This window comes from Aliiroseovarius halocynthiae (genome assembly GCF_007004645.1).
Classification (GTDB): domain Bacteria; phylum Pseudomonadota; class Alphaproteobacteria; order Rhodobacterales; family Rhodobacteraceae; genus Aliiroseovarius; species Aliiroseovarius halocynthiae.
In genome coordinates this window covers 282,480-294,806 of record NZ_ML660019.1, presented here as the reverse complement: position 1 = coordinate 294,806, position 12,327 = coordinate 282,480, and the positions used below count along the sequence as shown (strand labels likewise).

At 57.0% G+C, this 12,327-nt stretch carries 13 protein-coding genes; 8 read left to right on the top strand and 5 right to left on the bottom strand.

What is annotated here, in order from left to right; all coding sequences use genetic code 11:
* The first annotated feature begins 114 nt into the window (after window positions 1-114).
* From FIL88_RS01555 to yihA, 4 genes are all read left to right on the top strand, one after another.
* Window positions 115-1,647, top strand: coding sequence for a putative bifunctional diguanylate cyclase/phosphodiesterase (locus FIL88_RS01555; RefSeq protein ID WP_142852064.1), 1,533 nt, complete (start codon window positions 115-117; stop codon window positions 1,645-1,647).
* Between the two features lie 106 nt (window positions 1,648-1,753).
* The gene (gene yidC, locus FIL88_RS01550) at window positions 1,754-3,556 is read left to right on the top strand and encodes a membrane protein insertase YidC (protein ID WP_142852063.1); all 1,803 of its coding nucleotides are present in this window, start codon (window positions 1,754-1,756) and stop codon (window positions 3,554-3,556) included.
* Window positions 3,553-4,308, top strand: a complete 756-nt coding sequence (locus tag FIL88_RS01545; protein ID WP_142852062.1) for an MOSC domain-containing protein — start codon at window positions 3,553-3,555, stop codon at window positions 4,306-4,308. Before yidC ends, FIL88_RS01545 begins: the two co-directional genes overlap by 4 nt.
* The gene (yihA, locus tag FIL88_RS01540; protein ID WP_142852061.1) at window positions 4,305-4,958 is read left to right on the top strand and encodes a ribosome biogenesis GTP-binding protein YihA/YsxC; all 654 of its coding nucleotides are present in this window, start codon (window positions 4,305-4,307) and stop codon (window positions 4,956-4,958) included. The genes FIL88_RS01545 and yihA overlap by 4 nt, the downstream gene beginning before the upstream one ends.
* Before the next feature lie 40 nt (window positions 4,959-4,998).
* Here the strand turns inward: yihA and FIL88_RS01535 are convergent, their stop codons facing one another.
* The gene (locus tag FIL88_RS01535; RefSeq protein ID WP_142852060.1) at window positions 4,999-5,733 is read right to left on the bottom strand and encodes an SDR family NAD(P)-dependent oxidoreductase; all 735 of its coding nucleotides are present in this window, start codon (window positions 5,731-5,733) and stop codon (window positions 4,999-5,001) included.
* Window positions 5,734-5,839: 106 nt separating this feature from the next.
* Between FIL88_RS01535 and argB the strand changes: the two genes are divergently transcribed.
* The 4 genes from argB (at window position 5,840) to FIL88_RS01515 (ending at window position 8,350) form a co-directional block, all read left to right on the top strand.
* The gene (argB, locus tag FIL88_RS01530) at window positions 5,840-6,700 is read left to right on the top strand and encodes an acetylglutamate kinase (RefSeq protein ID WP_142852059.1); all 861 of its coding nucleotides are present in this window, start codon (window positions 5,840-5,842) and stop codon (window positions 6,698-6,700) included.
* A gap of 12 nt (window positions 6,701-6,712) precedes the next feature.
* A complete protein-coding gene (locus tag FIL88_RS01525) occupies window positions 6,713-7,330 on the top strand; it encodes a ferredoxin (RefSeq protein WP_142852058.1) in 618 nt (205 codons plus the stop codon).
* Window positions 7,327-7,830, top strand: a complete 504-nt coding sequence (locus tag FIL88_RS01520; RefSeq protein ID WP_142852057.1) for a SixA phosphatase family protein — start codon at window positions 7,327-7,329, stop codon at window positions 7,828-7,830. Before FIL88_RS01525 ends, FIL88_RS01520 begins: the two co-directional genes overlap by 4 nt.
* Before the next feature lie 142 nt (window positions 7,831-7,972).
* Window positions 7,973-8,350, top strand: coding sequence for a VOC family protein (locus tag FIL88_RS01515; RefSeq protein ID WP_142852056.1), 378 nt, complete (start codon window positions 7,973-7,975; stop codon window positions 8,348-8,350).
* A gap of 74 nt (window positions 8,351-8,424) precedes the next feature.
* Here the strand turns inward: FIL88_RS01515 and rpiB are convergent, their stop codons facing one another.
* The 4 genes from rpiB to FIL88_RS01495 form a co-directional block, all read right to left on the bottom strand.
* Window positions 8,425-8,874 (bottom strand): ribose 5-phosphate isomerase B, encoded by a 450-nt coding sequence (gene rpiB / locus FIL88_RS01510; RefSeq protein WP_142852055.1) that lies wholly within the window; start codon window positions 8,872-8,874, stop codon window positions 8,425-8,427.
* 106 nt (window positions 8,875-8,980) lie between these two features.
* Window positions 8,981-9,766: an amino acid ABC transporter ATP-binding protein gene (locus tag FIL88_RS01505; protein WP_142852054.1), complete on the bottom strand. Its 786-nt coding sequence runs from the start codon at window positions 9,764-9,766 to the stop codon at window positions 8,981-8,983.
* Between the two features lie 12 nt (window positions 9,767-9,778).
* On the bottom strand, window positions 9,779-11,062 hold the full coding sequence (locus FIL88_RS01500) for an amino acid ABC transporter permease (protein WP_142852053.1): 1,284 nt from the start codon (window positions 11,060-11,062) through the stop codon (window positions 9,779-9,781).
* A 1-nt stretch (window position 11,063) separates the two neighbouring features.
* On the bottom strand, window positions 11,064-12,296 hold the full coding sequence (locus tag FIL88_RS01495) for an amino acid ABC transporter permease (protein ID WP_142852052.1): 1,233 nt from the start codon (window positions 12,294-12,296) through the stop codon (window positions 11,064-11,066).
* Window positions 12,297-12,327 lie beyond the last annotated feature (31 nt).

Below are 12,327 nucleotides of genomic sequence, written 5' to 3'. Positions count from 1 at the left end.
TTTAAAGTAGTTTTCACCAGGCCCGTTAAGACCTGGTTGACCACATGTTCCTAATTTGTCCAAAGCACCCCGGGATTCCGGGGCGTGTTTGGAGCGTAAGTCTAGGAACCCGTCATGGCTGCCAGTTTTGGTCAAAAAACTTTTAAATTCGCTGTTCGGAATGCTCTGACCAGCCCCCAACTCACGGCGTTACTGCCCGCCGCCATGCTGCTGGCGTATTGGTGGGGCGGTGAAACGGGTCTTCTGTATTCGGCCGTTATTTTTCCTGGGCTCTTTGTTCTGTGTGGCGCTTTGACCCGTACGTCTCAGAAAGATCGCTGGCCAACGGATGGCGTGACAGGATTGCCGATGCGTGGACGCCTGACCAAAATGCTGGATGCGGGCTTTCATGATCCTGAAATCAAAGAAAAAACCTGCCTTGTGATTGAAGTGGATGCATTTCCAAAACTGGCGGACCACTATGGCGTAGATGCACAAGAGCGGGTCGAGGCAGATCTGGGTGAAACCCTTCGCACGATGTTACGTGTCACCGATTTGATCTGCTCTCTGGGCCGCGGCCGTTTCGGCATCGCCATCGACCGCGCCACCCGCGCTGATCTGGAAGTCGTGTTACAAATCGCGACGCGCCTGCAATCTGCCATCATGACCCCAATCGAGCTGAATGAGACCCGGCTTCATCTTACCGCAAGCGTAGGCTTCGCCCTGCCACAGCGCGCTCCAGAAGCATCAGGGAATTCACTTTTGCAAGCCGCCGAAAGCGCCCTGCAAACCGCGCAAGCGGCGGGCCCCGGATCAATCCGCGCCTTTTCTAACGGCATGGCACCACGGGCCGCCGCATCCGAACATTCAGAAGCTGAACTCTCTGAAGCATTGGATGCAGGACAAATGGTGCCGTGGTTTCAGCCTCAGGTCTGTCTGCGCACCGGTCGACTTACCGGGATGGAGGCCTTGGTCCGCTGGAATCACCCGAAACTAGGTTGGATCGCGCCAGGGGCATTCCTGCCTGCGCTGACACAGGCCGGATTGCTGGAACGCCTTAGCGAGGTAATGTTGTTCGAATGCCTGAGCAGCATAAACGATTGGGACCAGCAGGGGCTAGACGTCCCAAAAGTGTCCGTCAATCTGTCGTCTGCCGAGCTGTCGAACCCCAAACTGTTTGAGAAAATCCGGTGGGACCTGGATCGCTTCGATGTTTCACCAGAGCGTTTGACGCTGGAAATCTTGGAAAGCGTTATCGCCCAAAGTGAAGACGATGTGATCGCCCGCAATATCAATGCATTGGCCCGCATGGGCTGCGGTATCGATTTGGATGATTTCGGGACCGGCCACGCATCCATCGCTCACATTCGGCGGTTCACGTTGAATCGAATCAAGATTGACCGCTCGTTCATCACCCATGTCGATACGGACCCAAATCAGCAAAACATGGTTTCCGCCATCCTTACCATGGCCAATCAGCTTGAGATCGGCGCGCTCGCGGAGGGTGTGGAAACGCATGGGGAATACACCAAACTGGGCGAACTTGGGTGCACTGACGTGCAAGGTTATGCGGTGGCCAAGCCCATGCCGATGGATGCAACCTGCCTTTGGATCCGCAATCATAAATCTGCATCTTCACGTATCCAGCCGGTTCCAAAGCACGCCTAAGGCGGTGAAAGGCCCGCATTTCATGGCGCAATGGGATAAACTGCTTGACCTTTCGGCCCCTGCCCTGTTGAACCACTCTGACCGAAATCTATGAGTGGTAGGCACGATGGACGACCAGAATAAGAACCTAATCCTGGCAACGGTTCTCAGCTTTATTGTCATCACCGGGTGGTTGATCATGTTCCCGCCGGTCGAACCTCCGGTGCCGACAGATCCGGCAACGGAAACATCGCAATCGGCAACGACCGCCACGCCCACCGCCTCTTCCGCCGTGACCGACGCCGCACCGGCAGACATTGCGACACAGCAAGCAGAAGCGGGCCGCGTAGATATCGATACGTCCGAGCTGTCTGGCTCGATTTCTCTTCTCGGTGGCCGCATCGATGATTTGAAACTGAAACAATACCGTGTTGAATTGTCGGAAGACAGCGACATCGTTACGCTTCTGCGCCCAGCTGGCGAACAGGAGGCCTATTATGCCCTTTATGGCTGGACCCCCGGCGGCACCACGGCAGTCGAAGACGTCCCAGGGCCGACCACAGTCTGGTCGCTGGAAAACGGCGCGACCCTGACCCCAGCTACGCCGGTCACGCTGCGTTGGGACAGCCCCGCAGGTTTGATTTTCCGCCGTACGATCTCGGTCGATGAAGATTTCATGTTCCAGATCGATCAAGCAATCGAGAATACCAGCGCTGCCACCCAGCGTATGGCACCTTACGGCGTGATTGCCCGCCACGGCGAACCGCAAGACCAGAAAGGCTTTTTCATCCTTCATGAAGGCCTGATCCGCGAAATCGATGGCGAGCTGGAAGAAAGCGATTACTCTGACATCGCTGATTTGGCCTATGACGAGCGCGAAGCCTCGTTGGCCGATGTCCAGCAGGTGGCCGAAAATGGCTGGCTGGGCTTCACCGATCATTACTGGATGACAACGCTGATTCCGGAACCCGGTCAGCCCTTCACCTCGGTCGTGCGCTATGCCGATAAGGCTGATATCTATCAGGCCCAGTTCCGCCTGCGCGCGCAAGATGTTGCACCCGATGCAACCGCAAGCGCGACAACGTATTTCTTTGCAGGCGCAAAGGAATGGGAAACCATCCGCGCCTATGAAAAAGACAAAGGTATCGACAAGTTCATCGACTCGATCGACTGGGGCTGGTTTTTCTTCCTAACCAAGCCGATCTTCGCTGTTCTGCACTGGCTGAACGCGCTGATCGGCAATATGGGCTGGGCGATCATTGGTCTTACCCTTGTTATCAAAGCGATCCTGTTCCCGCTGGCGTATAAATCCTATGTCTCGATGGCGAAGATGAAAGAGCTTCAACCAGAAATGGAGAAGATCAAGGAACGCGCTGGCGACGACCGCCAGAAGGTCCAGCAGGAAATGATGGAGCTTTACAAGAAGGAAAAGGTGAACCCGGCCTCGGGTTGCCTGCCAATCCTTCTGCAAATCCCAATCTTCTTCTCGCTCTACAAGGTGATTTTCGTCACGCTGGAACTGCGCCACGCACCGTGGATCGGTTGGATCCAAGACCTTTCCGCACCCGATCCCAGCTCGATCCTGAACCTGTTCGGCCTGCTGCCCTACGCGACGCCCTCTCCCGAGAGCTTCTTGGCGATTATCTCGCTTGGTGTGTTGCCGATCCTGCTGGGTATCTCGATGTGGCTGCAACAGAAGCTGAACCCGGCACCCACCGACGCAACGCAAGCGATGATCTTCGCCTGGATGCCATGGGTTTTCATGTTCATGCTGGGCGGTTTTGCCTCGGGCCTGGTGGTCTACTGGATCGCCAACAACACCATCACGTTCATTCAGCAATACACCATCATGCGCAGCCATGGGCACAAGCCTGATGTGCTGGGCAATGTGTTGAAAAGCTTTAAGAAACGCCCGAAAGACGCGAAATGACTGGGGTTGTCGCTGGCATTTGGCGACACCCGATCAAGTCGCATGGGCGCGAAGAGCTGCTACGCGTATCTGTGACCCAGGGGCATTGCCTGCCCCTCGATCGCAAATGGGCGGTCGCCCATGATGCGGCCAAACTGGATGATGGGAAAAGCTGGGTGCCCTGCACGAATTTTTCGCGTGGGGCCAAGGCGCCAAGTCTGATGGCGATTTCGGCTGTTTCCGACGAGCAGACGAACACGGTCACGTTGACACACCCTTCGCAGCCCGGTATCATAATCAACCCGGACCGTCCCGAAGACCACGAAAGATTTCTGGATTGGGTCATGCCCTTGTCGCCTGAAAACCGCGCACGGCCAGCACAGCTGGTGACTGTCGGGCGCGGGATGACCGATACAGAGTTCGAAAGCATTTCCTTCATCAATCTCGCCTCTCATCGTGCGGTGGAAGAAAAACTGGGCCGCGAAATCTCGCCTCTGCGCTGGCGGGGGAACGTTCTGCTGGACGGGTTTGCACCATGGGAAGAGCGCAACTGGATTGGCAAGCGCCTGCGCGTCGGCGAGGCGGAATTTGAGGTCCGCGAACACATCACGCGCTGCTTGGCAACGACCGCCAGCACGCGCACAGGTGAGCGTGACGCAGATACGCTGGGCGTGCTTAACACACATTGGGGACATCGGGATTGTGGCATCTATGCCGTGGTGACGAAGCCCGGTGTGATCGTACGCGAGGAACCAGTCGAGGTGATCGGATGACTATGCTTCCATTCCCCATGGCCGAAGAGCCGGATCAAGCATCCAAGGAAAAAGGCCGCTTGTTGTTTGCAGGGGCAACCGACTTTCTGAAAGGCGTCGTCGCGATGGACGGGCTGCCTGCGCCCGATCGGATCGAAGTATGCTTCGCTGGGCGTTCGAACGTTGGGAAATCAAGCCTGATCAATGCGCTGACAGGTCGTGTCAAACTTGCCCGCGCATCGAACACTCCCGGTCGCACGCAAGAAATCAACTTTTTCACCACCACCGGCGGCCCATATTTGGTCGACTTGCCGGGCTATGGCTATGCGAATGCTCCGGTGCAGATTGTCGCGAAGTGGCAGCGGCTTTTGAAGAACTACCTGTCCGGCCGCCAAAACCTACGCCGCGCCTTCGTTCTGGTCGATTCGCGCCATGGCGTGAAGAAGGTCGATGAAGAGATCATGGCCCTTCTGGACAAATCCGCCGTGACCTTCCAAGTGGTGATGACCAAGGCCGATAAGGTCAAAGAAAAGGACCGCGAGAAGGTGTTGGAGCAGGTCCGCAAAGCCCTGTCGAAGCACCCCGCAGCCTATCCTGAACTGGTGTTGACCTCGTCTGAAAAAGGCGACGGGATCGAGACCTTGCGGGCGATCATCGCTGGGCTAGACTGACGGCGCATGCATCCCGCAGGGCGAGGTCTTGGCGCCTCGCTCACACGTGCTGTGCTCCATTAACCTCAATTTCCGCGCCCGAGATGTACGAGCTTTCGCCCGAACAAAGGAAATAGATCGCCGAGGCGACTTCCTCGGGCTGACCAAGGCGTTGCATGGGCAGTTTCTCGACGATCTTGTCGGTGCCGGGGGACAGGATCGCAGTCTCGACTTCGCCCGGCGCAATCGCGTTCACACGCACGCCCATTGGTCCGAAATCATGTGCCATCTCGCGGGTAAGTGCCGCAAGCGCGGCCTTCGAGGTTGCATAGGCGGCACCCGCGAACGGATGCACACGAGAGCCAGCAATCGAGGTCACATTTACAACAGCGCCCTTCGCCGCGGCCAATTCCTCGCGCAGACCGCGGGCCAGAACGACAGAGGCGAAAAAGTTCACATGGAACACTTTGCCCCAATCCATCAAATCAGTGTTCAGCGTATTCAATCGTGCGCCATCCGGCCCTTTAGGTGAGATCCCCGCGTTATTCACCAGCGCATCTAGCCGCCCATTCAGGCGTTCCTGAATAACGCCAACCGCGTTGATGGTGTCAGCGGGATCGGACAGATCCAACTGCACGTGGTTGTCTTCGCCGCCGCCCCACGGACATTCTTCGGGGAACGGGTGGCGGGAACAGGTAATCACACGCCATCCTTCGCGATTGAACTTGCGGACGGTTGCATGGCCGATACCTCGGCTTGCGCCGGTCAGAAGCAGCGTTTTGCGGTCATCGTTCATGGGACACCTCTTGTTCGCGCCACAGTAGCAGGCGGGGCAGTGGCTGCAATGCCCCTTGGCAGGCCGGACGCAAGCGCGTAACACGGTCGGAACGAAGGACCAGCAAATGAAGACCCAGATTATGAACCGCGATTGGATCGCCACCGCCAGGACCCTGTCCCAAGCCCTGCCCTATCTTCAGCGCTATACCGGCGCGACAGTCGTCATCAAATTTGGCGGCAACGCCATGGGTAACGACGAAGAAATGGCCAGCTTTGCACGCGATATCGTGTTGATGCGACAGGTCGGTGTGAAACCAGTTGTTGTGCATGGCGGTGGGCCGATGATCAACGCGATGCTAGACAAACTTCAGATCGAAAGCAGCTTTGTAAACGGCAAGCGGGTAACGGACGCGGCGACAGTGGAAGTGGTCGAGATGGTCCTGTCGGGCCGTGTGAACAAGCGTATTGTACAAGCGATCAACGCCGAAGGCGGCAAGGCCGTGGGCTTGTCAGGTAAGGATGCCGGGCTTGTAACCTGCGACCAGACCGACCCAGAGCTGGGCTTTGTGGGAACGCCGTCTGACGTGGATGTCTCGGTCCTGCACGATCTGGCCGCAGCCGAGGCTATCCCGGTCATTGCGCCACTTGGCGCGGGTCGCAATGGCGAAACGTTCAACATCAACGGCGACACAATGGCCGGAGCAATTGCCGCTGCGCTGAAGGCGGATCGTCTGCTTCTGTTGACTGACGTCGAAGGCGTGAAAGGTGCGGATGGCGAGGTTTTGACCGAACTGACACCCACGCAAATCCGCGAGATGACGGCGTCAAGCGTGATCGCAGGCGGGATGATTCCAAAGACAGAAACAGCATTGGACGCCATCGAAGGTGGTGTGCGCGCTGTGGTTATTCTGGATGGCCGTGCTCCGAATGCCTGTTTGTTAGAGCTTTACACGGACCACGGGGCTGGATCGCTCATCCGCGCATAATATGAGGCAGAAATGACCTGTGAACCATCAGCAGAATCCCAGCATCTTCAAGTGCTTGGGTCGCTGCATGACGATGGGGATACAGTCGTTTTGCTGGGCCCATACGAGCCCGAATTCTGGGCGGCTTTCACGGGCAGCCCAGAATACCAAGACGGCGCCCCGGATCCGATGGATCGGTGGTCGAAACGGGTCATCGGCGCGTTAGCCCATGCTTGGGGTGGGACGGCGGTATTTCCTTCTGATGGCCCGCCTTATCCACCATTCCAAGCTTGGGCGCGGGCATCTGGTCGGGCTTGGGACAGCCCGGTGGGTATGTTGGTTCACGACACGGCAGGATTATGGATCAGCTATCGTGGCGCGGTCCGAATTCCGGGCGAGCTTCCCCTGTCCCCAAGCGGAACCATGCCTTGCGTCAGCTGCGCGGCCCCCTGCCTATCCGCCTGCCCGGTATCGGCGCTTGGCGCAGAAGGCTATGATGTACCTGTTTGCAAAGAACATCTGAACGGATTGGACAGTGCGCAATGCATGGCCACCGGATGCGCGGTTCGCCGCTCTTGCCCCGCCAGTAGGAACTATGGCAGATTGCCCGCTCAATCTGAATTTCACATGAAAGCGTTCAACCCAAGATGACCTTGACCCTGATCCTTACCCGTCACGCAAAGTCCAGTTGGAAAGATCCAACACTGGATGACCACGCGCGACCACTGAACAAACGAGGGCGCGCGTCAGCAAAGGCCATTGGACGCTGGTTGGCGGACCATGGCTATACACCAGGCGAGGTTCTGTGCTCGGATGCCGAGCGTACGCGTGAAACTTGGGCATTGATCGCGGATAAACTCGTGGGGCTTCCCGACGCCAGCTATGACGCTGGGCTGTATCTGACGTCGCATGAAGATATGCTGGCGGCGTTGCGTGGGGCTTCTGCCGCGACCGTTATGATGATCGCGCACAACCCCGGTTCAGCCACTTTGGCGCGGCGACTGGCTGCAGAACCGCATCCCCATCAGAAATTCCAACACTATCCTTCGGCCGCGACAGCCGTGATCGAATTCGACGCCGAGAACTGGGGCGATGTGGATTGGGGCACGGGCCGCGTGGTCGAGTTTGTTGTGCCACGCGAGCTGATTTGACAAGGCGGATGACTATTTGCTTGTGACGCGGAAATTCTAACCCTAATCTACGCCCAAGGCACCGCCCTTGGAATTGATAGAGTGTAAGAGGAAACGGCACCGACCGTTCTTACAATCTGTCGCCAGTACGAAAGGGCTTCCAATGGCTCATCCCCAATACACGCAACTCGTTCCTGGCCGTGTGGCCGCAATCATCCCTGTCTCGGACATAACAATCGCGTCCGCCGCCTACCGCAGCATCTTCGGGTTAAAGCAGACTTTTCAGAACGGCGATCCCGTCGGGTATATGATCTTGGAAGGTGGTGCAGCTGAGCTGCATCTTTCGCTGCAACCCGACCATAATGCGCCAAAATTCAACGTCGCCCATATGCTGGTGTCAGATGCTGCCCAAGCGCACAAAGCATGCGAAGCACAGGGTTTTCGCATTATCAAGGCCCTGAAGGATCAGGACTACGGACTGCGCAGCTTCGTGTTCGCGGATCACGATGGGAACCGCATCGACGTCGGACAAACGCTCTAGCAACGCCTCTCTGATAGCGGGGCCGTATATCTTCTCAGCTATACGGCCCCAAAGACCAAAGCCGGCTTCCCGGTTTAGCCGTCGATAGCTTCCATCATGTCCACGCGCGTAGCGTGGCGTCCGCCTTCGAACTCGGCGGCCAGAAAGGCATCGACGATGTGCAGCGCCAGATCCTGACCGACGACGCGGGCGCCGATGGACAGCATGTTGGCGTTGTTGTGCTCGCGGATCATGCGGGCCGAGAACGCTTCCGAGCAGACGCCGCAGCGCACGCCGTCAACACGGTTGGCAGACATCATGATGCCCTGCCCCGTACCGCACAGAATGATGCCCAGCGCACAATCGCCCGAGGCCACTTTGCGGGCCGCAGCTTCGCCATGTTTGGGGTAATGGGTGCTTTCGGGTGTCATCGGGCCGATATCAACTGCCTCGTACCCTTTTGCAGTGATGTGATCTGCAATGGTTTTGCGCAGCTCGATGGCGGCGTGGTCGCTTGAAAGAACGATGCGTTTTATGGCAGTCATGATGTCATTCCGTGATTAAGGTGACCGTGTTGGCCGCCTTCTAGCACCATCATAACAAAAAAGCCCCACCAAAATGGCGGGGCTTTTGAAGTTCGTGTCAGAAAGATCAAAGGATCTGGCTGAGGAACAGCTTGGTGCGTTCCGATTGCGGGTTGTTGAAGAACTCTTCCGGTTCGTTCTGTTCCACAATCTGTCCGGCATCCATGAAGATCACGCGGTTGGCGACCTCTTTCGCGAAGCCCATTTCGTGGGTCACGCACAGCATGGTCATGCCTTCCTCGGCAAGCTCCACCATGGTTTCCAGCACTTCCTTGATCATCTCGGGGTCAAGCGCCGAGGTCGGTTCGTCGAACAACATGATGCGCGGCATCATGCACAGCGAGCGGGCAATCGCCACACGTTGCTGCTGACCACCCGACAACATGCCCGGATACTTGTGGGCCTGTTCGGGGATCTTCACCTTCTCAAGGAAATGCATCGCACGCTCTTCGGCCTCTTTTTTGGGCTCTTTGCGCACCCATATGGGCGCCAGCGTGCAGTTTTCCAAAATGGTCAGGTGCGGGAAGAGGTTGAAGTGCTGAAACACCATCCCCACTTCCGAACGTACCTTGTCGACGTTTTTCAGGTCCGAGGTCAGCTCGGTCCCATCAACAATGATCTGACCTTCCTGGTGTTCTTCCAGACGGTTGATACAACGGATCAAGGTGGATTTACCCGAGCCCGACGGCCCCGCAATAACAATCCGTTCGCCCTGATAGACGGTCAGATCAATATCGCGCAGCACGTGGAACGAGCCATACCACTTGTTCATGTTGCGGATTTCAATTGCCACCTCGTCCGAGACGGCCATTTTGCTGCGATCAGCGTGGTGATCGAGAGTAATAGAAGACATGACGTCTCTCCTTTAACGGTGGTCCGTGCGAAGCCGGCGCTCCAGCCACTGCGAATATTGTGAAATGCCGTAACAGACGACGAAGAACAGAAGCGCGGCAAAGCCCAGAAGCTCCCAGTAAACGCCATTCCATTCCTGCGAGGCCAGGATCGGGCCGCGGATCATGCCGACCAGATCGAACATCGAGATCACCGAGACCAGCGTGGTGTCCTTAAACAGACCCACAGCAACGTTCACGATACCCGGAATCGAGATCTTGAGCGCTTGCGGCAGGATGATAAAGCGCATGGCCTGTGGGTAGTCCAACCCAAGGCTGTCTGCGGCTTCGTATTGTCCTTTCGGCAGCGCGGCCAGACCGCCCCGGATCACTTCGGCGATATAAGCCGACGAAAACAGGGTGATCATGATCACCACGCGCAGGAACAGGTCAACTGTTGCATCTGGCGGGAAGAAATATGCCAACATCACCGATGCCACAAACAGAAGCGTGATCAGCGGAACCCCACGAATGAATTCGATGAAGATCACACAGACGCCTTTGATCAGCGGCAAGTTGGACTGGCGGCCCAGCGCCAGGGCAATGCCCAGCGGGATCGACAGCGACACACAGGTCACACCCAGCATCAGGTTCAGCATGAAGCCGCCCAAATCGCGCGAGGCCACAGGGGTCAGCAGCGGATCATCGCTGGCTAACATATCGACCAGATACCCACCGATGAACCACAGCGAAAACGCCACGGCTACGGCAGCCAAACCGGCCGCAGCAAAGTTCGCGGCGTTAAAGCGTTCAAACACCAGATAGGCGCCTAGGATGCCCACAAACGCGGTTACAGGCACACCGATCGGACCGCCCCAAATCAGCCAGTAGGCCACGAAGGGATAGATCGCCGTGAACAGCAGAAGTTTACGCGGCAGATCGAAGAATAGCACCGGAGCTGCAGCGAATGCCAGCAACAGCAAAGCAATGTTCGGGCGCCAGTACAGATCGACAGGGTATTTGAACCCATAGATCAGCTGGTTCCACCGCTCGGTCAGGACCGAGAAACAGCCACCCACCTCGCCTTGCAGAACCTCGCGGCACTCAGACAGGCTGGACGTCGTCCAGACGCCTCCGGAGAACCACGGCAGAACGTTGGCCAGCACCAGATAGATCACATAGAAAGCTGCAATAGTCAGAAGCGAATTCGCCCAAGTCGAGAACAAGTTGGTGCGCAGCCATTTGACCATGCCCACCTCGTTTGCAGGCGGAGCCCGCTCGGGCAGCATGTCAGAGCGTACAAATGAAAGGTCGGTCATATCAACGCTCCTCCAGCTTCACGGATTTGTTGTAGAAGTTCATCCCAACCGAGATGAGCAACGAAATCGTCAGGTAGAAGGCCATCAACAGAAGCACACACTCAATGGCGCGACCGGTCTGGTTCAACGTGATGCCGCCCAAAGTTGCGGTCACATCGGCATAGCCAACAGCAATCGCAAGGGACGAGTTCTTGGTGATGTTCAGATAGTGCGAAATCAACGGCGGGATGATCACACGCAGTGCCTGAGGCAGGACGACGAGGTTCATCGTACGACGCGGACGCAAACCAAGGGCACCTGCCGCTTCGGTCTGACCTTTGCTGATCGCCTGAATACCGGCACGCACGTTTTCTGCGATGAATGCACCGGTGTAAATCGACAACGCGAACCACAGAGCGATGAGGGCACCACCGATTTTGATACCACCTTTGAAGTTAAAGCCTTTCAGCGCGGGGATCTCCCATGCCAGGCCCATAACCATAAGCAGCAAACCAACAGGAACAATCCACATGGCCAGCGTGAAGTACCAAGTGGTCGGACGTACGCCGGTTTGTTCCTGCACGCCAGTCGCCCAACGCGCCATACGGCGGGTGGCAAACAGGCTGCCTGCAAGCACGGCCAACACCAGAACCCAGTTCAGGAAGGCGCTCGCAAAGAGCGGCGCTGTGAAATACGGGCCCGGAATGTACACACCACGGTTGGTGAAGGCGAACATGTCCAACAGCATGGTTGCTTCGGGCGTGTCGCCCCGGAATGCGCGTGGTGCAGGCATCACGGCGGTCATGATCGTGAAGATGATGATGATCCAGATCAGCACCGGAATATTGCGGAAGATCTCGACATAAACGGACATGAGCTTGGAGACCAACCAGTTGTTGGACAAGCGCAAAACCCCGGCGATGACGCCGAAGATTGTCGCCGTAATGCAGGCCAGGAACGACACAAGAAGTGTGTTCAGGATCCCTACAATTGCGGCGCGTGCATGGGTCGACTGGCTGTCGTATTCGATAAGGCGCTGATTGATGTCATAGCCCGCAGAATCGCGCAGGAAGTCGAAGGAAATATTCAGGCCGGCGGTCCGCAAGTTCTGCACAAGGTTGTTTGCGAGATACCAGATTGCCAACGCCAGAAGAATGGCGGCAATGGCTTGGTATGTCAGCGAACGATAGCGCGTATCGTTGAACAACATAGAAAGCCGGAACTGGCCCTGATGAGGGTCGGTCATAGATGTCATGTGGTACATCCCCGTTGCCCTTGGCGTTTTA

Bases quoted from the DNA above. Each gene is read 5' to 3' on its own strand.
- FIL88_RS01555 (WP_142852064.1), top strand. From the start codon at position 115: ATGGCTGCCAGTTTTGGTCAAAAAACTTTTAAATTCGCTGTTCGGAAT.
- yidC (WP_142852063.1), top strand. From the start codon at position 1,754: ATGGACGACCAGAATAAGAACCTAATCCTGGCAACGGTTCTCAGCTTT.
- FIL88_RS01545 (WP_142852062.1), top strand. From the start codon at position 3,553: ATGACTGGGGTTGTCGCTGGCATTTGGCGACACCCGATCAAGTCGCAT.
- yihA (WP_142852061.1), top strand. From the start codon at position 4,305: ATGACTATGCTTCCATTCCCCATGGCCGAAGAGCCGGATCAAGCATCC.
- FIL88_RS01535 (WP_142852060.1), bottom strand. From the start codon at position 5,733: ATGAACGATGACCGCAAAACGCTGCTTCTGACCGGCGCAAGCCGAGGT.
- argB (WP_142852059.1), top strand. From the start codon at position 5,840: ATGAAGACCCAGATTATGAACCGCGATTGGATCGCCACCGCCAGGACC.
- FIL88_RS01525 (WP_142852058.1), top strand. From the start codon at position 6,713: ATGACCTGTGAACCATCAGCAGAATCCCAGCATCTTCAAGTGCTTGGG.
- FIL88_RS01520 (WP_142852057.1), top strand. From the start codon at position 7,327: ATGACCTTGACCCTGATCCTTACCCGTCACGCAAAGTCCAGTTGGAAA.
- FIL88_RS01515 (WP_142852056.1), top strand. From the start codon at position 7,973: ATGGCTCATCCCCAATACACGCAACTCGTTCCTGGCCGTGTGGCCGCA.
- rpiB (WP_142852055.1), bottom strand. From the start codon at position 8,874: ATGACTGCCATAAAACGCATCGTTCTTTCAAGCGACCACGCCGCCATC.
- FIL88_RS01505 (WP_142852054.1), bottom strand. From the start codon at position 9,766: ATGTCTTCTATTACTCTCGATCACCACGCTGATCGCAGCAAAATGGCC.
- FIL88_RS01500 (WP_142852053.1), bottom strand. From the start codon at position 11,062: ATGACCGACCTTTCATTTGTACGCTCTGACATGCTGCCCGAGCGGGCT.
- FIL88_RS01495 (WP_142852052.1), bottom strand. From the start codon at position 12,296: ATGACATCTATGACCGACCCTCATCAGGGCCAGTTCCGGCTTTCTATG.